We start from the raw sequence: 26,861 nt of genomic DNA, 5'->3' as shown, positions 1-26,861 counted from the left end.
TTCACTATATGTAAACTACTCTCTTAAAAACTAACAACATAGCTACATCAGGAGTAGGCTGTAGATAAAAAAAGCTGTTACCTTTCGATAACAGCCTTTTGCGTACGATCTAAAATCGAATTTATTTCTAATAACCCGGGTTCTGGAATCCGGCAGGATTACTGATTGCATCGATCTGCCCTTGCGGAATCGGTCTTACCCCATGTCTTCCGTCAACAAAATATTGTCCTACATCCGGATTCTTTTCCATCAGATAAGTTTTATTTAGCTTTCCGACACGTTTCAAGTCGTACCATCTACCGTACTCACCGCAAAGCTCCCTTGCACGTTCGTCGAGTAAAAACTGTAAAGATATATCAGCAGCACTAACCTGTTGGCCCACTACCCTTGTTCTTAAAGCATTTACATATCCTGCTGCAGTTCCGTTTGCTCCACGCAGGTAAAACTCAGCTTCTGCAGCAATCAGGTACACTTCACCTAGGCGCATTACCGTTGCAAAAGCATCACTAGTATAATTATTAGCTTTCGGACTGATGAATGAGCCTGAGTTAAACTTTGTTAAAGAAGGATAAAAACGGATAAAAGGATTTTCTACTTCTCCTGGAGCCTGGTTTACCCTTGTATATTTCATTTTAACTTTTTGGTCGTCACCATATAAATCTTTGTAATCAACAACGATATATTTCTGAGCTAATCTTGTAGCCTGTTCCGCAGTGTAACCAGCTTCCTCAGGGCGTATAATTTTAATCGACAGCTCAGCAGTTGCAACTGTAGTGCCTGCAGGTACCGCAGCACCTACCCGATCAAACTGCCTGATGGCATCTGCATTCCAGCTGTAATTTGTATTAGCGGTCCAGCTGGTTTGAAACGACAACGCATATCTTGGATCCAGGCTTCCGTCAGGATTCTTAAATACATCCATCAGGTATTTTGTTGGCATAAAGTTACCACCTGACCAGCGACCCACCACAGTTTCAAATCCTCCTGATACAATCGCCCCAAATGCCGTTGGCGTACAATAAAAACGCTTAAAGTCGTTATTATGATCATAAAGGTTTGTAGAACCATAATTTTGTGAATAAGGAAGCTGGTAAAGTGCTTCAAGGTTATTTTTATTATTTGCTGCATTAAAATTGTCAACAAAGTTATTGTACAGACGTGTGTTATAAGTGGCTGGTGCATCTATTAGCTTTTTAGCAGCAGTAATTGCTTCTTCCAGGTATTTATCCGTTCCATATTCCTTAGTCTGAAGGCAAGCTTTTGCTAGAAGACCAAGAGCCGATTTTTTTGACGGGCGTCCTGCTTGAGCAACTGTTACGGTAGTAGGCAGATTGTCAACGGCAAAACGTAGATCAGGTAGAATGACTTTTTCATAAACTTCCAGCTGTGAAGTACGGAATGACTCTAAAACAGGTGCATCGGTTTCTGTAGTACTTAGTGGAATTGCACCAAATTGCTCCACCAGGTGGAAATAATACAATGCTCTTAAAAAGTGAGCTTCGGCAACAAGTGCATTCTTTTCCTGCTCACTGCTAAAATCCTGTACCTCGTTTGCCCTTAGGATAACGACATTGCAATAGTTGATGGCATCGTACGCGCCATTCCAGTAGTCTTTTGCCATATCAATCGACATTGCACCACCAGAAGCATACTTCATGTAATTTTGATTGTTGTTGGTATTAAGATCAGCGGTCCAGATATCCGTTCCACCTTCCGTCACCAGTAGTAAGTTACGTCCATAGAAATATCTTGACAAGTCAAAATAACAACTGGCTACCAGCTTATTGAATCCAGCTTTGTTAGCCGCAACTTTATCTACCGTTACCCCCGAAGGATTTATCTCTTCCAGTGAACAAGAACCGGTAAATAGTCCCAGTCCTAGCATGGCAATGTATATATTTTTGATCTTCATGTCTGTAAAAAATTAAAATGTAACGTTTAGTCCGAGTACAAACTGTTTAGTTAAGGGAAAATTATCAGAACCATTTGTTTCCGGATCCTGATACTTTAACAAATCACTTTTGGTAAAGATGAATGGATTGTTTGCTGTAGCATAAAAACGAAGTTTTTGCAATGCTACTTTCTTCGATATACCTTTTGGCAAAGTATAACCCAGAGTGAGGTTTCTGATTTTAAAGAAAGATCCGTTTACATATTTTAAGGCATCAAAACCTATATAACCAGATGTGCTGGAATGAATTCCAGGTCTTGGTAAATATGCACCTGGATTTTCAGGTGTCCAATAATCAATATCATCAGGGCTATTTCCTGTAGTTGCACTAATCGGATTGTAGCGTGTAATCAGGTTACTCGCAATCATTTGCCCCCAACGCGCAGTAAGCATTACGCTGGCATCAAAATTCTTATATCTAAAATTATTCTGTAAACCAGCTGTCCAGTCAGGAACCTCAGAACCTAATACAACCTTGTCAGTGGCACTATAGGGATGCTTTCCATCAGCATTAAATGTACCATCAGTAGCCACCTTAATGTCGCCAGGTTCAGAATTATACTTTGCCGCCTCTACCGCTTCATTTTCTTGCCAGATGCCTAAGTATTTATAGTCGTAGTGTGCCGTTAGCGGTTGACCGTAAAAAAACTTACTTGATATCAGGTCTTTACCTCCAGGAAGTGAGGTAATTTTTTCTTTATTGGTTGCAAAAGTAAATGTACTGCCCCATGAAAAATTGTCGCGTTCGATATTGCGTGTGCTGACCAGGATCTCTAATCCCTTATTGTTCATTTCACCGATATTTTGCCAAATCTTAAATGGCGCCCCCCATGACCCACCAAGAGAAGCTGGAAGATCCCGCTGGTACAACATGTCTTTCGTATCAGTATTATACCAATCCACCGTCAGATTTACAATGCCTTTAAAAAATTCAGCATCCAAACCTATATTGGTATTGTAAGATTTTTCCCAACCCAGTTCCCTGTTTGCCAGCAACTGGTTCAGAATAAATGTAGGGGCAGCAACATCTCCAAAGCCAACTGGCCGTGGTGCATTATAGCCTCCTGCCTGTGTCCCATAAGCAAGTACACCTCCTGAGTTTCCTGTTACACCATATCCTATGCGAAGTTTAAGACTGGATAGACTTTTAACTTCTTTAAAGAAATCTTCATCGCTAATTCTCCAGGCAACAGCACCTGCAGGAAACGAGTCCCATTTGTGCCCTACAGATAATCTGGATACACCATCCCAACGGTTAGACAATGACAATAGGTATTTACCTTTATAGTTATAGTTCATTCTACCTACGAATGACGTGGATTGATCCTGCATATAGGCCGAATTGATAATTGCTGATGTTCCGGCACTGAGGTTATGGTAAGAATAGGAATCCATATCAAATCCAGAAGCACCTGCAGAATTACTTTCAGTCCGGTTTTTAGCAAGAGAGGTTACGCCAGTAACGCTAAAATGGTGGTTATCTTTGATGTCAAAATCATAAGTCAGGATATTTTCCCAACGATAATTGACCGTTCTCTGGTTCTCAATTACTGCAGCAGGGATTTTATAACCCGCCACGGGATTAGCAATAGATTGAGTTCCAAAGTATTTCCCATTCCTGGAAGACACTAAAGTAGTTCCAATCACTGAACGGAAAGATAAACCGTTGATGGGTTTAACTTCCAGATAAGCATTACCCGCAAAATAGGTATTTAAGGTATTGTTTTCATATTGGTTTTCGATCTGATCAGACAATGGGTTGGTAACGCCTTCCACAGGTTTATTGTTGATCTTTCCATTAGCATCAAAGGCATCTCCCAGCGGAGCGAAGGTAAGACTGTTTCCGAAAATATTCTGGGCAGCCGCATCATTGTCAGTATAGGTTAACTGCAAATTGGTTCCTACCTTAAAAATCTTAGATAAGGTATGATCTATATTCGCACGTACCGCATACTTTTTATTCTGATCATTTTTGATCAAGCCTTGTTCATTGTTATAGTTTAAAGACAGGTAAGCTTTTGTTTTTTCTGTTCCTCCGGTAACGGCCACGCTATAATTCTGCTGTGTTCCATCTCTCAGGGCCAAATCTACCCAGTCTACCCATTTACCGGCTTCGTATGCGGCAAGCTGACCCGGTATGGTAAAAATGTTACTCATAAACTCGGGATAAACATCATTAGCTCCACGATAAGCTTCACGCTTCAACTTGATATAATTGTCTCCGGTAAGCCCGTGCGGATATTTAGGAAACCCATTATATCCAAAGAAAGAATCAAAGCTGATGGTGCTACTTCCTGCTTTTCCTTTTTTAGTGGTGATCATTACCACCCCGTTTGCTCCAGCGGAACCATATATCGCAGTAGACGAAGCATCTTTCAACACATCAATCGACTCAATGTCATTCGGATTAAGCTCAGCATAACTACCTTGAATACCATCAATGATGTACAAAGGGTCATTGCTACCAAAAGCTGAACGGTTACCTCTGAGTCTGATTTTTGGGCTCGATCCAGATTTACCCGAAAGTGTCGTGATATCCATACCCGATACTTTTCCTTGCAGGGCATTCATCGCATTAGCAGTTGGTGTAAGGACAATATCATCTGCTTTTACGGAGGATACAGCACCGGTAAGATCACGTTTTTTCACTGTACCATAACCAACTACAATCACTTCATCCAAATCTGAAGTTTCATCTGCAAGTGTGACTGAAATAGTTGTTTTACCAGCAGCTGGTATTTCCTGAGTTTTGTAACCCATCATACTAATGACTAGCGTCTCAGCTCCACTGGGCAGGTTCAATCTAAAAGCACCGTTTGCATCGGTTGATGTACCAGTACTAGTCCCTTTAATTTTAACACTGGCACCAGGAAGGGGTTGCCCTTTGCTATCTTTGATTGTTCCTGTAATGTTTACCTGGTGGAAAAACATGCCACCCTTGTCAGCACTTTTAATATTGGATTCTGCTGCAAAACTTGATACGGGTAAAAAAAGTGCCATGACCAAAGGAGCCCATATCCCCTTTAATCCCTTGCTTTTAAAAAGCGGTTTTTGTTTCATACTTCTTCTCGTCAAACGATTTAAAATTTGGTAGTTTTCTTTGTATTTCTAATAAAAGAGTGCGGAATTGATGGTCAGTTTATCCGAAGACAAAAATCATCGTAGATGGTTTATATGATCAGAATTTTAAATCTGAAATTGATTGCTGTTTAAGTTTATAAATAGGGTTGTTGATCCAGGTTTCAAAAATGCAATCAATAGCACATTGTTTACTGTAGCATTTTTTCAAGGAATTGTACAATCTTACCAATTCATTTTTTAAATGTCTAATTAACATTTTATGTCTCGAATATTTTACAAAAAACTACCACTAGAATATATAACAGGAGTGTAACAAACGATAGAATCAGAAATTAGAAATGTCAGCCACATGCAACTTTTTCAATAGAAGATTCACAAAAAAAGCCGCTCCTTTCGGTAGCGGCTTTATATAAACATTCACAACAATTAATTTTGCATTTTCACACTTACATTCAATAATGGTTTCTTCTCAAAATCAGAAGTAACTGAATTGATCAGCATCATTCCATACTTCCCTTCGGGTGTCAGGAAAAATATAGCACTTCCTGTAACCAATCCTGCAGCTGCTGTCGCGCCTACAGTCGCATTAAGATTAATGGTTCTTGCTTTAGCTAATGTTTCAATAGTCGATCCTGAAACTGCATTCCCCCCAAAAATAGCTACCTGAGTTGCAATCGGAGCACTGAATTTCGTAGTTCTTTTTGGGCTCCAGGTACTCACGTCATAGACAGTTAATGGACTTGTAGGCGTACTAATGGAGTACAGATTTACAGCATATTCTGTCTGACCACTTGAATTAAGGTACGCCTTTCTATAAACTCCAAAATCAATTTTAGCCGCATTTGCCGCACCATCGTTATAACTAAACAATGTTCCTTCATTTAATGAAAAGAATGATGGCAATACTTTTGCAACAGTATCAGGCAAATAAATGTTTCTATTCAAAAACACTTTATAACTTGTTTTTCCATCCACAACAACTTTTTTATATCCATCTCCTATATAAACTCCCTTTTGGTTCCTCGCAAAAACACGGAAACTGGTTTGACCGTCGCGCTGTAATTTATATTTGAAAATAGTAGAAAAACTTCTGCGTTGGTCATTGGTCAAAGTATATACTGTAGAGCGATCAAAACCTGTACCCGTTGTTCTTTCCACAGTAACCGTATACATATCTTCCTTTGCCGAATTGATGGTAAAGTCAATCCAGACTTCTGTATTATCATCCACTTGTTTATAATCAACTACAGTTTTAGGGTCGCTGTTGTTAAATGTAACCGTAACATCTTCGAACATATCGAAAATACTGTCGGCTTCTTTCTTACAAGACGTCAGCATAAATACACTTGACGCCAGAAGGAAGAACTTTGATATATTTTTAATTTTCATTTCTTTAAGTTTTAAAATGCAATTCTCTATAAATTCAGCTTAATCAAGCGGATCAAATGTACCTCCAGCCCATCCAATTGTTGGGGCTATGTTGAGACCATTATTTACGAAATCATCATGGAAGGTATAGAAATAATGAAACTCTGGAACGTTATAAGGTGAGTAGCTGCCATTTGTAGTAATAACTGTATTGAAGTATTTGGTATAGACAGTTTTATCGTTAGTATTCAGCGTTTCCCTGAACATGACACCACCTGTCACTGCTTCCAAAACACCTTTATCATTTAGCACAGTTCCAACAGGAGGTTTTACCAACGTAATTTCGAGCTTCTGCATGCTTCCGGTTAACAAATGCATGGTGCGTGATCTTCTCAAATCAGAATTGCGTTTATTTTCGAAAGCAAACTCGACCATTCGCTCATTAAGAATCAGTGTCCGCATTGCGTCAGGGCCACCCGCTGGATTCAATCCATAATCAGCTGTACCGGCTATTATTCCGGCCCTTACCCTGATTTGTCTAACCAGGTCCTTCGCTCCACCTAAATTTCCGGTTTCATTTAAACAATCCGCATAATTCAACATCACTTCCGCTAGTCTGAGTTCGATCCAGTCAAACCCATTTCCTCCGATATTATTTGTATATCTTACGTTTCCTGCGACTAAAGTAGGAGAGGTAAAGCGTTTACAATATACACCATTGCCATTACTCTCACTTACAGCCTGGTTATACGTCCATTGCCTTCTTGCAGCATTACCGCTTAAAGCCCAGGGCCCGCCATTATAGGCTATTGTAGCATCAAATCTTGGATCTCTGTTTTGCCAAAACATAATCGGATCGTAAGGATAAGCCGTTGATGTATTTCTCGGAAGTCCATCTTTCATCGGATAGGCCTCAAGCATTTTGATAGAAGGCATAAAGCCTGTTGTAGGGCCTCCGCTTTCAGAAGCAGGTCTGCATCTATATTCTGTATCATGACCTCTCCTTTCAATTGTAGCTGAATGTGTTCTAACTAAAATTGCTTCTGTGTTTAGTCCTCCCTCTACCCTGAAAATATCCGCATAGTTAGCCTGTAGTCTTCTTCCCGCCGCTATACTCATATCGTAGGCTAATTTGTTCGCATTTAAAGCATCTGTCCATCTACCAGGCTGATAAGGATGTTTACCATCATTAGTCGGATTGAATTGTGGACTAGCCCAATAAAATAATACTTTGGCCTTAAGACAAACTGCAATCAGCTTTGTGATCTTTCCACGACCATTCCCGTCTTGCGGATTGAAACCTTCGAGCATGGTAATTGCTTTATCCAAATCAGAAATGATCTGATCAAAACACACTTTAGCACTTTTTCTGCCTCCGGTATAAACGCTTTCCGGAGCTTGAGGCTCAATCGGCAAAGGAATCCCCCCATATACCTTAACCAGCTCAAAAAAAGTCATCGCCCTTAAGGCATAATATTGTCCCAGATACTCATTCTTTTTTGCTTCAGACAAAGTACCTTCCGGAAGAAATTTTATAGCTTCGTTACATCTTTGAATGTCGAAATATTTATTTTCACCTATAGCGGAATTATTGTTATACCTATTACCAGCCCATCTTACATCATTATTCGTCAGAACACCCTGTAAGCCCAGGGCTGCACGTGTATATTGATCTGTCTCTGAGAAATAATTTTCATCGCTGGCCAGGTGGACACCATTTCGTTCATTAATAATTACCTGAAAAGGGAATGTCGGAATAACGACATCGTATGTCCTGTTGAGATGAAGCTGAACGGCTCCGTCTGTACTCCAAATGGCATTATCAACGCCGCCACGATCAGGAAGATCGAAAAAGCCCTTTTTACAAGCTGGCAGGCAAGCTGCCATAGAAAGGATAATTAAAGATCTTTTTATGTTGGTTTTAAATTGCTTAATCATGATTCAAAAATTATAAGTTAACATTTAAACCTAAAGAAACTGTTCTCAGGATTGGATAATCATATGCAGTTGACGAATACGGATCTTTATAATCTAACGGATTCACCAAAGTCCACAAATTGTTACCGGTAAGCAACAATCTGGCTCCACTTAATCCAAGTCTATTTACAAACTTAGTGGGTGCCTTATAGCTCAGTGTCATGGTATTGATACGGATTGTGGTACCATCAACAGCCCAAAAATCAGAGTTTTTGGCTATTGAAGGATCATCGAAACGAGGATATTTTCCTTCCATAGGATTGTCCTGTGTCCAACGGTCTTTCCAGATCGATAATACGTTTCTAGTAGTAGTTGGTGCGTTTCTCGCCTTACTATCGTAAAATGCTTTACCGCCAAACCTGGCAACGATATTGGTTTGCAGAGATAATGCTTTGTAAGAAAAGTTTAAATTGAAACCTCCTGCGAACCAGGAATTCGTTTTATCATAAAGCGGAACCATATCGTTATCGGTAATTACACCGTCGTTATTGGTATCTTCGAAATATAGAAAACCCGGTTCCGGAATTCTGGTATATATCCTATAATTAGGATTTTTCGTCATAAAAGCATCAACCTGAGCCTGAGTTCTAAACATACCTGCAGTTCTTAAACCAATGTTACTGGAGTTATATTTATTTGGATTAGTACCGAATGAAGTAACCCAATCCGGAGCTACGTTATTTATCAAGTCGCCAGATGCATAAATCAAGCTTGTATTTACAGAATTGCCATACGTGAAGTTTACACTTGCATTCATAAACAGATCAGTGGTCAGTTTTGCTTTATAACCAACTGTGAACTCAGAGCCCCAGTTATAGGTCTCCCTATAGTTAACAATTGGAGCGGTAAATCCTCCGTATAGTGGGTACAGGTTATTTCCACCCCTGTCAATTCCGTCATAGTTACGGTTTTGAAACGCCTCAATATTGACATCAAGTTTATTGTTGAACATGCTTGTTTCGATACCAACATTAAGCGTTCTTTTCTTTTCCCAGGTAAGGTCTGGATTAGGAAAATATGATGGATTTAAACCATTGGCATTTGCATCACCATAAATATAGCCGCTGTTCGTATCAATGGTATAACGTGCCTGCCATAATCTTTGATCCACGCGATCATCCCCTGTTACGCCATAATTCACTTTAAACTTCAGATAATTAACAAAGCTTAGGAACGGCGTATTTTTAAAGAAATTCTCCTGACTAATAATCCAGCCTAAACCTATGCTGGGAGATAAACCCCAGCGTTTACCCGGTGCAAAATTGGAGGATGCATCGGAACGGATTACAAAATCAAGCAGGTATTTTTTATCAAAATCATATGATGCACGACCAAATACTGATCTTTTTACGGTTTCACCACGTGAACTATTCTGTAAAGTAAGTGTGTTCACATCGAATCCCCATAAATCTTCACTGCCTGGTATCAACTGGTTTGATCTGTATACAGATAAAGTTTCATTATTTGACTCTGATTGTTCCCCACCTGCAAGAACATCAAATGTATGTTTACCAAATGTTCTTCCATATTGTAACGTTAAAAATCCCTGATAGCTATTACTTTCGGAAAGTCCAGGATTAATTCTTTGGTTTCCAGTAGCAACCTGTTCTACAACCGGAGAAACTGCAGCGAGTTGATTCGTATACACTTGGCCATTGTTACCAATTTTAGCGAAGTTATAGGTTTGATACGGCGGAATATAAGTTCTGCTATTTGTCGAATTACTTCCCTGAGAAACCTGAAATTTTGCGGTAAAGCCTTTCAGGAATACAGGTTGGTACGTTAAATTTGCATTTATTCTATAACCTTTTGATTTACGTCTATCGTAATAGCCAGAGTTAAGTAATGCATTTGGGTTTACCGCATTGTTGAAGTTTACAAATTTCCCGTCAATACTGTTTGGAACCCACCTTGGTACTGTAATAATTTTCTCGAAAAATGCATCATCCTGATCCGTAAGGTTATGTTGTGCATTTCTGATATTCCAATCCACATTGAAATTTATGTCTGCTTTTAAACCATTAACAATAGTAGCTACCACACCACTTCTGAAGCTATATTTATCGAAGTTCATGCCTTTAAAGTTTGCATCCTCGTTCTGGTAACTACCTCCGGCAAAGAATGTGATTTTATCACTACCACCTGAGATACTAAGGTTATGACGCTGAGTAGTAGAAGCCTGCCAGATTTCATCATACCAACTTTTATAATTCTGACCTTGAAGAAGCTCCAGATCAGCCGGTAAAAAGTAACTGGAAAGCGGTGCACCCGATTGGCGATAGCCATCATTTAATAGTAAAGCCTGATCGTAGGCCGATAACATTTCCGGAGTTCTGGTGGCATCTGAAACCCCAACATAGCCATTATACGATAAGGTTGGCTTTCCAACTTTTCCTCGCTTAGTGGTAACTAAAACAACACCTTTCGCTCCCGCAGCTCCATAAATTGCGGCCGATGCATCCTTTAAAAAAGACATATTTTCGACCATTGATGCATCAATGTTATCAAAAGCTTCTTTATTAACCGTAATCCCATCAATAATATAGAGAGGTTCACTGGTAACACCCACGGTACGTGCCGTCTCAGATGAAGTTGAATTTCTAATATTTAAGGTAATAGGTGAGCCCGGGCGACCTGATGTCTGACTGACGCCAACACCTGCAATCCGGTTTCTTAAAGCTCCCGCAAGGTTCGGTGCAGGAATATCCTGAATTTCTTCACCAGAAATAACCGCCACCGATCCTAAGATTTCCGATTTCTTTTTGGTACCATAACCTACTACGATCACTTCATCCAGATCAGAATTGTCAGAAGCCAAAGAAACATTTAATGTAGATTTCCCTGCCAATACGATCGTCTGTCTTTTGAAACCGATATAAGAGAATACCAATGCGTCAGTTGCAGGATCGGCCTGAATGGTGTAAATACCATCGGCATTCGTGGCTACATTACTGGGTTTCCCCTTAATGCTGACATTAACACCGGGCATTGGCCCACCGTCACTGCCGTCAGTAACTTTACCTGTAATTTTCTTTACTTGCGCGTACGATGAAGCACAAAAAAGCAAGGATAATACTACTACCCCTTTTAACGTTCGTAAAAGTCTAAAGTTCATACTTGGTTTGTATTATAAAATGGTTAATTTTTTATTTAATGAATCAACGATAAGACTGCCTTTTCATTAAACACTATATTTTTGGTCTAAGCTGAGAAGATGTTAATGGCTTGGTTTTAAAGTAAATGTTTGATCAAATGACTTTGCTTAATTGTTTATAATGATATTACAGTTTACGTTTCGTTGATAAAAGAAAAACCCGTTACCGATTGTTACGCTAACCAGTAACGGGAATTTTTCTAACCAAATAAGAACTTTTGAGAGCGCCTATCTAACCAAATTGAGCGCGTTTATATTTTAGTTTCCTTTTTGCTTTGCAGTGGCTTTCCTACGCTTCTCCCACTCCTGCCCTTCTTTCTTCAAATCATAGCCGGCTGCAGACAGGTAATTGTTGATTCTACCTTTATATTTACCGAACCATGCATGTTTTTTATCCGATGATTCTGCATCAATAGCATGTTCGCGTGCTTCCGTAAGCCAAGTGAAGATCTGCTTTTTCTGATCTTCGGTAAGCGTTAATATTTGTTCCTGATAAGCCTTATAAGTAATAGGCAGAACATTATAAGTCATCCCATTTTTTACCTGATCCACTTGTTCTGCAGTTAATTTCGAAGACAGTTTACTCAGGTATTTTTTATGAAGCTTTGCTAATTTATCATCTGTTTTAGTTGCTTCTTCCTTTAGTGCGGCTTCAGCAGCTACTTTATCAGCACTGTTAGCCTCTTTTATTGCCTTAACATTTGCATCACGCTCCGTATAAATATCATTCAAACTATTATATTGATCACGAATAATGTCTCTAACCTTTTCTTGTTTCGCAACATCACTTATGTTAAGTACAGCTGCAATCTTGTCGGCGCGCTGAGTGATCACCTTTAAGTATGCAGTCTTTTCGTTATCGGCAATGGCATTATTTTGCGCAAATACACCAACGATACCTGAGAGCATTAAAGTCAGTAATAGGTAAACACGTTTCATAATTCATTTGTTTGGTTAAGTGATTGTATTAAAGTTTTTACAAGGGTTTTGCAGAATTTATAAAACGATGTTTCTTGGTCAGATCACACTCCATTGACGACTCCGCTTCCCAGCAATTTTGATTTGCCGACAGCCCTACATCTTCGATGGAAACCAATAAAATTCCTTTATTTTCCCGCTGTTTCATAATTTATTACTGAATGTATTCTTCATATAAAAAGAATATTTCGGTTTATAATTTGGTTATCTCCTATTGCCCTTATACAAAACTCAACAATAGCACTTATCAATTACTGATGGTTATTAGCAAATTATTATAGGATATTATCATAAAATCCCATAACTTTAGTGAATTATATACAGGATTTGCTAAATCATCGTTTTCAATAATTAAATATAAATATTATATTCAAATATAAAAAATAAAAATGAAGCCTCATTTCCATAAAATCCCGAGTACGCTCCAAAGCTCCTTTAGTATACGCCATGATATTAAGCCCGACTTTGGAAACGTCTGGCACTACCATCCGGAACTTGAACTTCACTATATAATTAAAGGTGAAGGTGTCCGTTTTATAGGCGACAACATCAGTAATTTCACACCTGATGAAATGGTTCTACTGGGAGAGAACCTCCCACATACCTGGCGCTGTAAGGACGAATACTTCCAGAACAATCCCGACCTCCATGTAGAAGCCATGGTAATTCAGTTTCTACCGGATTGCTTGGGTAAAAATCTATTGAGCCTACCGGAAGCTTACCTGATCCCAAAGTTATTTGAGAAGGCTAAAAGCGGAATGGTAATTACTGGGAAGGCCAAGGATAAACTAGCCGAGCTGATGAAATCTTCTATTGAGGCAACCAACCTCGATCGCATCATCATCCTGCTCAGCATTTTAAAAACCTTGGCCGAAACGGACGAATATGCCACAATAGTAAATGGCAAAAATACTTTCTACCAATCTAACGAATCGGAAACACTACGTATCAATAAGATATGTACTTATACGATGACCAATTACAAAAACGACATTACACTAGAGGAGATCGCGTCCTTAAGCAACCTGAGCATCACCTCATTTTGCAGGTATTTTAAATTGATGACTAAGAAAACCTATTATGATTTCCTGATTGAGATTAGAGTAAGTCATGCCTGCCGCTTCTTAATTGAAAGCAAACTCCCTACAGAAATGATCTGCTTTGACTGTGGGTTTAATAATGTATCTAATTTTTACAGACACTTTAAAAAAGTAACAGGCATGACTCCATTAGATTATAAGCGGAAATATTTAAATGAGTAATAAGAGTTTATTGCACATCAAGACCATCCATACTCAATCCCGCTGCATCTACTGCAATTAACCGGACCCTATAAGTACCCGCGTTGATCATTGTGCCTGTATTGGTATTGAAATAATTCCATTTCCCTTTTTTTGTTGGTGTAAACTCAACAGATTCGGCGGCTTTTAATACAGTGCCATCCATGGTTAACACCTCTATTTTCCCTTTTAGTGATCGTTCAAACGGATTATGATATTTTATGGTAAGGGAATAGGTATCAGCAACACCAACTATCATGTGCCATTCCAATACATCTCCAGACGGCTTTTTAAAGGTAACACGCTCCTTGCCCATCAGTTCTTCTTTTACCAATCCCTCACCTTTAAAACTCGCATCCGTTGCTTTGTAGGTCGTTACCGTTTTAAGGTCGTACGCAGGCTGCATATTGCTTAGAGGCAATACAGCAATCGTATACATGGCTGTATGAGGTGCTTTTTCGCCAGGCCTTACCATTTCATCCTTAAGATAGCGTTTCTTATAAACATTGAAGGTTTGTCCTCGGCTATTTTGCAGTGTTGTTTTGGTATCCTCAAAATTAGCCAACCAAACCGGCCGCTTAGCTACAGCATCAACTGCCACATATACATCCGCATCAGCACTAACCTTAAACTCTAAAGCAGTTGTTGTTTTAATAGATGTCTGTACCCATTCTGCACCGTACAGCGCTGAAGGTAATGAACTGAAATAAATAGGATCATCGGTATATTGCTGATCGCCCAGATCCATCCATGTATTTGATCTAAAACTACTTCCATTAGTCAGTTCAATAATACTTTTACTCTCCTTTGCCGGTTTTATGCTTTTAGCTGTCGAAGCAATAGCAATTGCCGAAATCACCGCTTGCCCAGATTTTACCTGAGGGAAGGAGATAACGAGCTGTCCGCCTTTAACATTAGCCTTTACTGTTTTCTTTAAAGCAGTGTCATGCCCTACTGCAGTCCATATATCCATATCTTTAAGTAGTGTATGCCCATTTACAGCCACATCAAACAAACGCATCCTTTCCGCATTCATACCTCCGCCAGTACCTAACCATGGTTCAATAAAATAGAGTTCTACCATATATTCTCCATCTGGAACAGGAAAATGATAACTCAACTGATCACGACCGTATCTAAAGGTTTGGAATAACTTCCAGTCTCTGCTGCCTTTAATCGGATCAAATGTGCGGCGCTGACTGGCAAAAAATGCAGGCATACCAGGGAAATTTGTCGTCCAGGACCGAGAACCAAAACCACCATCCGTTAGCTGTCTATCGGCCGACCATAATTGACCATTCTGATCTGTATACGCTGCGCCACCGCAGTTTACCCTATATAAATAATTATAATCTTTTACAGAAGCCGTTATGTTTTCAGCCCCCTTATTAAATTCATTAAAATGAGGCGCCTGTGGCAAATTATTCAATACAATATAATCCTTAGCAACAGCTTTTCCATTTACATAGCCCACTGCATAAAGCACATTATATTGGACATCAACGGCGTCCCATTGGAAATGGGTGCCAATAATACCTCGTTTTCTTTTCCCTAAGGATGCCTTGTTTACATCATTAAAAAGCTCTACCTCATCGCAATTAGAATATACTGTAATGCTGTCTTTTTTACCCGGTTTCAGCCATCTTTCTGGCCAGGTATGCGAAACAATATACACCATAGGCTCCGTTTGTTTTGGCGCATAATTGGCTCTAAACATATAAAATACATCCAAAGGCTCTTCCCAGGGCGTAAACATACCTTTGTAATTTATAGGCCCTACACGATCCAACTCTCTTAAGCCCTCTCCACCTTGTACCCTACCCGGATTATCATGCGAACTGAACAACCAGAAATAATGCCCTGTCGTCTTATCTTTTACAGATTCAGCAAGCCTAACCTTGGTCTCCATCAATTGAGTCATGTTATTTTCGCTATACACAGCTTTTTGCATAAAGGGGCCTTCGGTATGCAAATCAAGCGTCCGCCAGGCGCCATACTCGCCAATAAGCACCTGTCTTTGTATATCATCTGCATACGTTAAGGGATCGCCACCATAAGTACCTGTCCAGTTTTGTGGTACATCCCAATCCGTTCCTTTACCACCATTACAAGTGGTTACTTTTCGCTGTGCAGATGCCGTAGGATCAAGCTTACGGATAAGCTCGGTGCACTCTTTAGCAAAATCTTCGGGCAATGTGCTTTCATTTTCCAGTCCCCATAATACCACCGAAGGACTATTGCGTCGTTCTTTTACCCAATCGGTAAGCAATGATTTAAAGTTAGCCCTAAATTGAGGCGTATCGTACCAGATATGAGCAGCCATCTGCGTCCAGGATAAAATGCCCAACTTGTCCCAATATTCCTGGTAAAGCAAGTTATGTGGCTGGTGCGCATCGCGAAAAGAATTAAAACCGGCGGCTTTAATCTGCATCACGCGAGATCTGATCTGCTCAGCACTAAAAGCATGACTATTTCCTATCAGGTGCTCATACTCCGCTACTCCATTGATAAAGACAGGCTTTCCGTTCAATAAAAATCGTTTAGGATCTGCCGGTTTTGCTCCTATTGGCCAGCTAATCCAACGAATACCATAAGGCGTACTCAACTCATCAATCACTTTATTCCCTTCTGCAATGCTTGTTTTAAGCGTATATAAGTAAGGATTTTCTAGAGACCATAGCTTTACATCTTTCAATTGTGCCGTTTGCTGAGCTACTGTTAATGTCTTACCAGGCGATAACCTATTTATGTTTCTACTTTCTGTTACTTTTTTACCATCTTGATCAAATAACTGGCTCAGTACGGTTATAGTACGAGTCCTTGCACCATAATTCTTAATTTCCGTCTCCATTTTCAGCATCGCTGATTTCTCAGATACTTGATCATCATTCCAGATGTGCACACCGAAAGGTTCAATCCTAACGTCACTCGTCACAACCAAATGTACTGGTCTGAAAATCCCCATTGGCTGAGAGCCTTCAGAAAAACCCCTTTCTGTCGAACAGCCTCCATCTACCCAGGGCAAGTCTTGGATATTCGCCGGATGATCAGCACGTACAGCCAACAAGTTAGGTTGATTGTTTAATTTGATCACATTCGTTACATCCAATGTAAAAGTGGTACGGCCACCTGCATGGTAGCCCACCTTCTTACCATTTAGCCAAATACTAGCATACGAGCCTACGCCTTCAAAATAAAGGAAGAAACGCTTTCCAATTTTTGCTGCCGTTGTAGTTGTAAAGGTTTTACGGTACCAGGCATAGCCATGTCTGTTGCCATGCAACATTCTACGGTAGCCCTCATATTGGTCCCAATTGTGCGGAACATTGACTGTTTTCCAACTTTTGTCATTAAAGCTGCTTTGTTCAAAACCAGTATAGGCATTGATATTTGTATCATTGGCAATACTTTGCCAGTTGTTATTTAGTGTAGTGCTTTTACGTAGTCCTGTCTGTGCAAAACCTGTGCCTGTTAAAAGAATACCTATCAAAAAAACAATAAGTTTTCTTTTATAATCGCTCCAAATCTCCATTCAATTTATATATTTCCCCCTTTTGTGTGGCGATACTGGTAATTTTATTTCCGTACCGCAACAAGCATACACCTCCTGTTTTCGAAGAGATCTCTAATGTTGTTAACACACCCTTACTCCATTTAAAATTTAATTCAAAACCTCCACGCGCGCACATCCCTTTCACTTCACCCTCTGTGATATCTGCAGGTAATGCAGGCAACAATTCAACAAACTGGGTATGGCTTTGTAAAAGCATTTCGGCAATTCCCGCGGCACCACCAAAATTACCATCAATCTGAAATGGTGGATGTGCATCAAATAGATTCACGTAAGCTCCCCCGCCTTTTTCGGCAGGACTAATCAGCATTTTCACCATTTTCATCGCATGATCGCCATCTTTAAACCTTGCCCAGAAATTGATCTTCCAAGCCAGGCTCCAACCTGTCCCCGCGTCACCTCTATAGATCAGCGACTGCCGTGCGGCCCGCATCATATCTGGTGTATCCCAGGTAATGTCGTTGCCCGGATGCACTCCCCATAAATGCGAAACATGCCGATGTACATTGGTGGTATCGTCTTTATCTTCCAGCCATTCCTGCAGCTGTCCATATTTACCAATCTGATTGGGTGCAATCAGTGTCATTTTTTCCTGCAGCACTTTTCTAAATTCAGCATCCGCTCCTAGCAGTTCACTGGCTGCAACACAGTTTTTAAATAATGTCCGGATGATCTGATGATCCATAGTTGGTCCCGCCACGAGCCCTCCATTTTCTGGAGAATTAGAAGGGGTACTGATCAACCAGCCCGTTTTAGGATCTTTAATTAAGAAATCTACGAAGAAAACTGCCGCCTGCTTCATTAAAGGATAGGCTTCATTTTTAAGAAAAAGCCTGTCTTGCGTAAACTGGTAATGCTCCCATAAATGCTGACTTAACCAACCTGCGCCAGAAACCCAGATCCCATGATTAGACGCATTGATAGGTGCCGTACCATTCCACAGATCGGTATTGTGGTGTAACACCCAGCCATTTGCATTGTAGTGTACTTTAGCCGTCACAGCACCATTTTTTGCAAGTCCTTGCATCTTTTTAAACAAAGGCTCATTCATGGCACCAAGATTCAAAATACCTGTTGGCCAATAATTCATTTCCAAGTTAATATTGGTCGTGTACTTACTTCCCCATGGTGGAGTTAACAAATCATTCCAAATGCCCTGTAAATTTGCGGGCTGTGTTCCCGGTCGTGAACTGGAAATCAACAAATACCTGCCATATTGCACATATAAAGCCGCAAATGGAGCATCAGACGACCCTGCAAATTTTTCAATACGCTCATCGGTAGGTAAGTTTTCATGCTCACTCTTTCCAAAACTAATAGAAAAAGGATTATAGTATTTCTGGTACTCTTTTACATGTGCTGCTTTAACTTGAGCATAAGTTTTATTCTGTAAGCTTGTAATGGCATTTAAACAAGCAATAGCAGGATTTCCAGCCACATTCTTATCGTTGATAAAGTTGGTACCCGCGGTAAGGTAAAGAACAACTTCATCAGCATTGCTGATGCTTAACTTGCCCTGACTAACCAACAACTTCCCTTTTGTGACCACCGCCTTTAGCTGACTCTGACCTTTTAAAACACCTCCTCTTACACTTAAACTAAGCAAAATGGTGGTTTCGTTTAGTTTTTTAACAACAGAATATTTATGTGGACTAGCCAGCAAAGCATCTAAACTAATGCTTCCTTTTTTATCGGCAGTTAAGCGAATTACAACAGCCTGATTAGGCTGACTTGCAAAATATTCACGCAAATAATTTACTCCGTTTAAGGCATAAGATGTACTGGCAATTGCTGTACTTAAATCTAGTTTGCGCTTGTAATTAGTAACTGAAGCAGTATGGTTTTTAAAATTCAGGTATAAGTCGCCAAAGGGTTGATAACTTGCCTGAAACTGCGACACTACTGGTGGTTCATCGTTCTGTATTTTATATTTCCATTCTTTAACCAGTGATACTCCCTTTTCTGGCTGATCACCTTCCGGATAAACTGCTATAGCCCGACTCGTATCTTTATAGCCTGCAATGCCACCTTTATCGAAATAATTCAATACTTGTATGGCAATGGTATTTGTTCCCTTTTTAATCAATTTACCTGGAATCGTATACTTTCTCGGTGTTGTACCATCTGTATTGCCAACCAATGTTCCGTTCACATAAGTAAAATCCTGATCACGGATGCGGTTCAGGTCGAGTACCAAATCTTTGCCAATCCAGCCTTCAGGTGCATCAAAGGTAGTACGTAACCATACTGCACCATCAAAGCCTGATAACCCTACCGTTTCCCAACCTTCATAACTTGGAACTTTAATCGTTTTCCATTCCTTGTCGTCATAACTCTCTAAAGCCGGATTACCCTGCATACCTTTCAAGGCTTTCATTTCGGCAGTCCATTTATCCCTGTCCCCCGCTCCACTCTGGCTACCCATAAATTTTTCAGTAGCTAGCTTTTCTGCGGCTTCTTGTTTCCCTTCAAAAAGTAATTTCCTAATCTCGCCAAGAGCGCTTGCAGCCCCTTTATGATTATAATCTCTAGGGCCACCTGTCCATAAGGTCTCTTCATTAAACTGAATATGGTCTTTTTCTACTCCGGCGTATATCATGGCTCCGATACGTCCATTGCCAATGGGCAAAGCATCAGTCCATTTTACCGCAGGTTTGGTATACCAAAGTTGATAGGCAGGTTGTTGGGCATTGGCATGTATAATGGTCAAACAGTTGATCACTACTACATACATCCAGGTCGAGGAGCTCATGAATTTCATGTTGATACAAATTAAATTACTTAATTGAATCTCCCGAAATAACCCTTACTCCTTCTGTAACTTCCCTCGCAGTTAAAACAGGAGTTTTAGCATGACTAAAGTTATTATTTCCTAGCGTTATATTTTTACTTTTTTCTCCAATAATTTTTAAATAGATTTCCGTGCCTGCAACCGGGAAAGAATTGTAAATAAATGCGTCTGTTACGTTTTTAAGGTCTATTACTGCTGAATTTTTATGAGGCGAATAACTCTTCAACCCATTAACAGTCAACATATTTACATTCTCAACTTTCACTGAAGGGCCTATTTCTGTATTCACCTGCACATTATGAAATTCTATTCTGCTGGAATTATGGATATCAAATCCCGTTTTAGCATCCATATTAATGTCGTTAAAACTGATATTCTCAATAGGCATTTCTTCTAATCCATTCAAATAAGCAGCCTGATTAACCTGGCCCGTTATGTTACTAAAATGGATGTTCCTAAACCTTGGTGTACGCTCAGAAACAGGTTCAACTATTGATTTAGCATACTGAAGATCAAGCACAATAGCTTGTTGACCTATATTTTTCATGATAATGTTATCCACCCTGATTTCTTCAACTACGCCACCCCTACCGCGAGCGGATTTGATCCGGATTCCACGGTCCGTGCCATCAAATACACAATTAGAAATGGTGATTTTTCGCACATCGCCAGACATTTCGCTACCAATAACCACTCCGCCATGACCAGATAACATGGTGCAATTGGTAATGGTATAATTCTCTGCCGGGGCAGCCATTTTTCTACCCGGTGCATCTTTACCCGATTTAATGGTAATACAGTCATCACCAACACTAATATGGCAATCAGAAATGTGTACGTTCTTACAAGACTCCGGATTAATGCCATCCGTATTTGGAGCAAAAGAACCAGGGTTATTAATCGTTACGGCATGAACAGTTACATTTTCACAAAACTCAGGATTAACAGTCCAGAAAGGAGAATTACGGATGGTAATGCCTTCTATCAATACATTTTTACAATACATCGTTTGAATGAATGGTGGACGCAAAAAACCACGTTTCATCTGCTTAGGCTCATCAGGCATTAAAATATCCTTATTGAGCGTATCAAACTGGTGTTGCCATTTAGATCGTGGTTGGCCTTCTTTATAACCTTCTACAAAATCCCACCATTTTTTACCATGTCCATCTATAATACCGCGCCCCTTAATCGCGATATTGTCTGCTTCATAAGCATAAAATAAAGGGGAAAAACTAGTTACATCAACTCCTTCATACCTGCTCTTTACCATAGGCAGGTAATCATCAAAATTATCACTAAAATGAAGTTCTGCTCCAGCATCAATAAAAATGGTAATGTTACTTTTCAGATGTATTGCCCCAGTTAAGTACTTTCCGGCAGGAAAATAAACAGTACCCCCACCAGCTTTTGAAGCTGCATCAATGGCCTTTTTAATCGCTATTGTAGCCAGCTTACTACTATCGTTCTTTGCACCATATTTCAATACATTGTAATAAGATTGCGCATTGACATTTAATACCATTGCAAAACAGCATACCATAAAAACGACAACTATTCTGACGATAGGATACGGGCTATAAAACTTCATTTCGGCTATATTAATTTTTATTTATTTGAATTACTGCTGGCTTTAAGTTCGCGGCACGATAAATTTCTTTGCCATCTGCATAGATGTACAATCCCTTTCCCTTTTTATATTTCTTACCGGTTTTATCCCAAACCACCTTAAGCGTTTTTCCGTGGTAAGAAATGTTGTCCAATGAAAACCAGTCCCATTGTCCTTCAGGAATAAGCGGATAAAAACCGACAGCATGGTCAGCCCTTGGTTTAATCCCGATTAGGTCATTGATCACCAAATCGCAAAAGGTAGAGTGGTTATAAAAACTACTTCTTGGATTATCTCCTTTCAACCATTCCCCATTCTTTTCATCCTGATACTCTCCCAAATAAGGCTTACCATTCTTTTGATGAGATTTCGCGTATTTGTGCAGTTCATCATAAAAGACTTTTGATGTCATTTTACCGTGATGCTTATAATTGGTTAGCAAATTTGCTAAGCCCTTTAAGGTTTGAGAGCTGGCAAAAGGCCATAAAGCACCATCCCACTCACAACTATGTCCAGAACCCCTGGTTCTAAATGTCGGCTCCCTTCTTTCGGCAGTCGTTAAGCCCCATGGCGCATTAAATCCTGCGGTATCCAATATTTGATCCCAGGCCTTGGCATAAACGGCTTGATCTGCTGGCAGGTCAAAATCCCATGGTACAAAGCCGATGGCTTCACGAGCGCGAGCATACTGCCCATCAGGGTGTTTAGTTTTAAAGAAGCTATCTTTGCTATCCCAAAGGCTATCCTGCACCAACTTTTTAAGTTGTGCAGCTTTGCCATTATATTTCTGCACCAATGCCTTATCACCGGTTAGATCAGCTATACTGGCCAGCGCTTTAGCATTTCCGTACATATAGCTGCTGATGGTTGGTCGTCTGTTTTGATCTTTCCTCGATCCACTAACAGACTCTTCCATACCATCTTTTACATCAAATTGCCAGAACAAACCACTTTTTAGCTGTCTTTCCTTCTCCCATTTGGCATAATCGGCATCTAGTGCTGGCAAAATCCGCTTTAAATGAGCTAGATCGGGTGTTACCAGATAATTCTGGTAAACCGCATCGTCCAACCAACTGCTAAACTGGTGGAAACGTTGCTTAGTCTGACCAACATCAGCATGATATAGCCAGAAATCAATGTACTCCTTCAAGTAATCGGTATTTTTAAGCCAACGGCCTTCGTAGATATGATGTCCCAACGCACAGCTGATGGAATTGTATTTACCGGCATGTTTAACCGGTTCTATGAACTCTGTGAAAATAAAGCCCTCAGGTGTCTTTACAAGGTGCTTACGGAAAGACCACCAGCGGTAATAATAGTTTTGCTCCAACACCTCATCCGGACAATCCAACAAAGGCACATTTTGCACCAACCAATCAAATGCTTGTGCATTAGGCACAAAGTTCTTTACCGCCTCCGTATCAATGGAGTTAAAGTAAGTCACGTATTTTTTAAGCTTTGCCTGTCCCACTTGCGACTGTGCAAAGACTCCTGTTCCTCCTAACAAAAACAAGGCAATAGCTATCAATTTCTTTCTATTCATCATTATTCAAATAACCAGTCAATATCTTTACCCTTACCATCCAATCCTGCGTTATAAATGCGCATTTCCTGATTCTCATTAATAAAACCAAGAACCATACAAGCACCCTTTCCTAAAGTTAAGGTATTTGTTCCTGGCTCAAACGAATAAGCATGTACATTAATTGGGGGATACCCATCTAAAACCAAGGCATTAGAGATCTTGATCTCGGATTGTCCGTAATTATTTGCACTTGCATCAGTTTCCAGTTCAGGCGCAGCGAGGTAACCAGGGCCTTTTTTATTGAAGAAACCTATCAATACTTTTACAGGTACAGTATTGCTAAACTTGAGTGTAGTACCCGATTTTATTTGTTGCGCTTTATTCAACTTCAAGCCTTTAAGCCCTACCAATTGCTTCGTAATGTCTTTTATCTTCGCTACCGAATCAGTAAATACCAGCGCATCTTTACTAATTACATAGCTTTCGTTGCCTGACAATAGTTTAACGGAAGCATTTTTAAATGGCATTAACACGTTTGCTTTTCCTGAACCAGCTGATTTCAAAGAGTCAATGCTCCTTTTGAAGTGGTTCAACTCTTTGGTAAACACGGGTAGCATTTCTTTCCAGTGAATAAACGTTTTATCCACCCCACGCATCGGTATTTTACGCTGTTTGGTCTGCATACTGTTTGCATACAGGTAATCATTCTGAGTCAATTTAACCAGGTCAGCATAATGAGCCACACTCTTCTCCAAAAATGGTAAGGCCTTCTCTAAATCCGCTACATCATTAGAATATTTAAAGCGCAAAACCCATAGTGCAGATTTCACTTTTTCAGCATAAAAATTCGCCATTGCATCGTAGCAGTGCATATCGTTTCTAAGCCTTCTAAACTCAGCTGTATCTTTAGTAACTGTCGACGAAGCTTTGTTGATCGCCACCAATGCTTTCTTACCATGTTCGATCACCTCTTTGGCCACTTGAACTGGTGTTTCACCAATATGTCCCTGTTTTTTCCATTCCTTCTCTGCATACTCAATGATCATTTCACCTTCCGGAGCTTCAGATTCGTACATTAAGGTAAATAAGCCATAACGGTAAGGGTTAATCAGCTGCGTCATCAGCATCCCTAATGTTAAAGTCTGCCTGTTTCCATCAGTAATCCCGTAACGACGCAAAAGCTTAGGAGAGATTTCTCCCGATTCTTCATAAGCATCCAGAATTGCTTTCCCAGCATTAAGATCAGTACCGTACTTATTGGCTAATTCCTGTCCCCAGTAATTAATTTCTTCATTTCTATCCCTGGTAGAGTTCCATGCATACCTGCCCCATTCTTTATACCAAATCCAATCCCGATCAACCTGCAACTGCCTTTCGGTAATCTTATCGGCCGTATAAGGCCAATCCCAATACCCAGACTGAGGATAAAGGTGCAAGCCTCTGGCGCCATATATTTTGTTCATGGCCTGCACAGATTTCTGGATAAAATCAGCAGATCCATAGCGAAAAGGTTCCAGATTGGCCAGAATATGTACATTGGCGATATGAACGGTACCAATTGCACTCAACTTTCTGTGCAATTCTGCCCAGCTTCCTCTTGGGGTATAAGTTGTTAAGGCTTCACCATTAAACTTATTTTCTGTATACAAATTTTTATAGAGCGGTAAGGATGCTGCCATCACACTTGGCGCATCGGTATCATGGGCTCTCAATACAATTGGTGGTTCATTTTTAATACCTGCAGCTTTTAATCCATCTTTTACACCAGGAATAATGGTCTTTGTAAACCAATCGATATCATCTTGTCCCACTCCTTCCATAGCCTCACCGAGAGCAACCAACAAACCTACATTAGGATACTTTTCTACAAATGCCGCAATAGACTTTCTGGTGTAATCGGCTATCAAAGGAATAATTGGCCGATTTCTATCCTGAGTTTTTAAGTGATGTTTTTCTGCAAAAGGTTTTGGAATAAGAATATTATAAAACATCTGAATGATCCAAATACCACGTTTATCAGCTTCCTGAGCTAAGAACTTAAACATCTCTTCGTTCTTTTTAAAGGTTGCATCGTCTACCTCTACTGCATAAGGATAATCTTTAAGTCGCACTAACGAGGAGAAAGGGTGCCCATTCCAGAGATACAATGAATTGTAACGGTTCTCTACCATCATATCTAAATATTGTAACCATAGTGCTTTATCATAAAACCAAGGGAACGTTTCTGGTGTATAAGGATATTCATACACATCTCTACCAGGCAGGTAATCGGGCTTCTGTAAACCAATGCAAGTGCCACGCAATACCATCTCCGGCTGATCAGTGAGCGCTATATTATCTGGGAGTTTACCTTTGATTTTTATCCCATCGGCCAATTCCATGCAACCGTACAAGGCGCCAGAAGGATCTGTACCTTCGATAACGAGGTTCTTGTTTTTAGTATAATTGATGCTAAAGCCTTCTTTCCCGGGCGCTTTACCTGAATTATTGATTAGTGTTGATAAACCCGTTAATAGTTGATCTCCTTTTACACCGATTAAAATCAGCTCAGTGCCAGTTGGTGCTTTATCGTTCTGTACAATCTTAACATCATAACCAATTAATGATAAAGACTTTGCTAATTTATCGGCTCCAAACTTGACCCTCGGATTACTTTGAGCAGGAATAACGATGGTTCGTTTATTTTTTTTATAAGCTACTGTTGCACCGGATTCGATAGTGCTAAAAAGCATAAAGCATAAACAAATAAAAATGGGGAAATTTCTCATTCAATACAGATTTCAGCAAATCTGAAGCTTAAAACAGATTCAGAAATATTTGGTTAAATATGCAAATATCAAATATAGTAACTGACGTACAGGCTTTACTGTAGTATTTCCCCAAAATCCTGTACGATGTTGCCATTGGGCATTTTAAGCTGTAAAAAAGCTGTGATACTCAGCGTAATACTTGCCTATAAATACCCATTTCTAGGTATTGTAAGCCATTTTATGAATTTGTTTTTTTACACAAAATTTAAAACCTATTTAAACAGAATGATTATGAAAAATTTTACTTTACTATTATTACTCATTGCAACTGTAACCATCACAGGATGTAAAAAAGACAAAGACGAAGATGCCGGCGGTATTGTAGGCAAATGGTACCTACATTCTTATATTAACATCGTATATACAAACGGAAAAGTAACAGATCAAAGTAGCCAAACTGCTCCCGATCGCTCTAATTATGTTGAGTTTAAGAGCAATGGAACTGCAGCCGATAACGAAGGTGATCAATTCAGTTACAAAATAAACGGCACACAATTAATCCTCAAAGATCTTGAAGATGGCGAAGATGAATTGTACGAAATCAGAAAGATCAACAACAGTGAGCTGGTTATATTTAACGAGCTGGTTCAGCAAGCTGGATCAGATCAAATCAAGTATACAACTGAAACTACGTTTAAAAAGTAGTTAACAGTACCATCTGTAAAAGGCAGTATCATGAATTGATACTGCCTTTTTTATATTTAAGGAGGAAAAATCTGAGAGTTTGATCAACTTTTGGAGATCCTTCGGGAAGCCTTGCTCAGGG

At 39.8% G+C, this 26,861-nt stretch carries 14 protein-coding genes; 2 read left to right on the top strand and 12 right to left on the bottom strand.

The genetic code is table 11. The features are described from left to right. Positions 1 to 127 precede the first annotated feature (127 nt). The 7 genes from FBD94_RS05335 to FBD94_RS25885 all read right to left on the bottom strand — a co-directional run bounded on the left by FBD94_RS05335 (position 128) and on the right by FBD94_RS25885 (position 12,657). A complete protein-coding gene (locus tag FBD94_RS05335; RefSeq protein ID WP_136879394.1) occupies positions 128 to 1,912 on the bottom strand; it encodes a RagB/SusD family nutrient uptake outer membrane protein in 1,785 nt (594 codons plus the stop codon). Positions 1,913 to 1,924: 12 nt separating this feature from the next. Next, positions 1,925 to 5,011, bottom strand: a complete 3,087-nt coding sequence (locus FBD94_RS05330; RefSeq protein ID WP_136879393.1) for a SusC/RagA family TonB-linked outer membrane protein — start codon at positions 5,009 to 5,011, stop codon at positions 1,925 to 1,927. Between the two features lie 447 nt (positions 5,012 to 5,458). After that, positions 5,459 to 6,421, bottom strand: a complete 963-nt coding sequence (locus FBD94_RS05325) for a hypothetical protein (protein WP_131606533.1) — start codon at positions 6,419 to 6,421, stop codon at positions 5,459 to 5,461. Between the two features lie 39 nt (positions 6,422 to 6,460). Then, complete coding sequence (locus FBD94_RS05320; RefSeq protein ID WP_136879392.1) at positions 6,461 to 8,338, bottom strand: RagB/SusD family nutrient uptake outer membrane protein; 1,878 nt, start codon at positions 8,336 to 8,338, stop codon at positions 6,461 to 6,463. 10 nt (positions 8,339 to 8,348) lie between these two features. Then, positions 8,349 to 11,492, bottom strand: coding sequence for a SusC/RagA family TonB-linked outer membrane protein (locus tag FBD94_RS05315; protein WP_136879391.1), 3,144 nt, complete (start codon positions 11,490 to 11,492; stop codon positions 8,349 to 8,351). Positions 11,493 to 11,789: 297 nt separating this feature from the next. After that, a complete protein-coding gene (locus tag FBD94_RS05310; protein WP_131606539.1) occupies positions 11,790 to 12,470 on the bottom strand; it encodes a DUF3826 domain-containing protein in 681 nt (226 codons plus the stop codon). 37 nt (positions 12,471 to 12,507) lie between these two features. Beyond that, positions 12,508 to 12,657: a hypothetical protein gene (locus tag FBD94_RS25885; RefSeq protein ID WP_169472223.1), complete on the bottom strand. Its 150-nt coding sequence runs from the start codon at positions 12,655 to 12,657 to the stop codon at positions 12,508 to 12,510. Between the two features lie 241 nt (positions 12,658 to 12,898). On the opposite strand from FBD94_RS25885, the gene FBD94_RS05305 reads away from it, so the two are divergent. Next, on the top strand, positions 12,899 to 13,771 hold the full coding sequence (locus FBD94_RS05305; protein WP_131606541.1) for an AraC family transcriptional regulator: 873 nt from the start codon (positions 12,899 to 12,901) through the stop codon (positions 13,769 to 13,771). 7 nt (positions 13,772 to 13,778) lie between these two features. On the opposite strand, the gene FBD94_RS05300 is transcribed toward FBD94_RS05305, so the two are convergent. Genes FBD94_RS05300 through FBD94_RS05280 form a run of 5 tightly spaced genes read right to left on the bottom strand, consistent with a single transcriptional unit; the run spans position 13,779 to position 26,017 of the window. Then, positions 13,779 to 17,321 (bottom strand): malectin domain-containing carbohydrate-binding protein, encoded by a 3,543-nt coding sequence (locus FBD94_RS05300; protein ID WP_136879390.1) that lies wholly within the window; start codon positions 17,319 to 17,321, stop codon positions 13,779 to 13,781. Next, a complete protein-coding gene (locus FBD94_RS05295; protein ID WP_235884378.1) occupies positions 17,299 to 20,121 on the bottom strand; it encodes a glycoside hydrolase family 95 protein in 2,823 nt (940 codons plus the stop codon). The genes FBD94_RS05300 and FBD94_RS05295 overlap by 23 nt, the downstream gene beginning before the upstream one ends. A gap of 16 nt (positions 20,122 to 20,137) precedes the next feature. Beyond that, positions 20,138 to 21,742 carry a glycoside hydrolase family 28 protein gene (locus tag FBD94_RS05290; protein WP_205945186.1) on the bottom strand — a complete coding sequence of 535 codons (1,605 nt, stop codon included), beginning with the start codon at positions 21,740 to 21,742 and terminating at the stop codon, positions 20,138 to 20,140. 10 nt (positions 21,743 to 21,752) lie between these two features. Beyond that, positions 21,753 to 23,306: an MGH1-like glycoside hydrolase domain-containing protein gene (locus FBD94_RS05285; protein WP_131606545.1), complete on the bottom strand. Its 1,554-nt coding sequence runs from the start codon at positions 23,304 to 23,306 to the stop codon at positions 21,753 to 21,755. Then, a complete protein-coding gene (locus FBD94_RS05280) occupies positions 23,306 to 26,017 on the bottom strand; it encodes an alpha-d-galacturonidase (RefSeq protein ID WP_235884377.1) in 2,712 nt (903 codons plus the stop codon). The genes FBD94_RS05285 and FBD94_RS05280 overlap by 1 nt, the downstream gene beginning before the upstream one ends. 309 nt (positions 26,018 to 26,326) lie before the next feature. Here FBD94_RS05280 and FBD94_RS05275 point away from each other — a divergent pair, with 309 nt between their 5' ends. Beyond that, complete coding sequence (locus FBD94_RS05275) at positions 26,327 to 26,740, top strand: lipocalin family protein (protein ID WP_169472222.1); 414 nt, start codon at positions 26,327 to 26,329, stop codon at positions 26,738 to 26,740. The last annotated feature ends 121 nt before the right edge of the window (positions 26,741 to 26,861 follow it).

It is taken from the genome of Pedobacter hiemivivus (assembly GCF_005144565.1).
In the GTDB taxonomy this organism is placed as follows: Bacteria; Bacteroidota; Bacteroidia; order Sphingobacteriales; family Sphingobacteriaceae; genus Pedobacter; species Pedobacter hiemivivus.
Note: the sequence above shows the minus strand (reverse complement) of the source record. Positions and strands in the feature narration are given on the sequence as shown.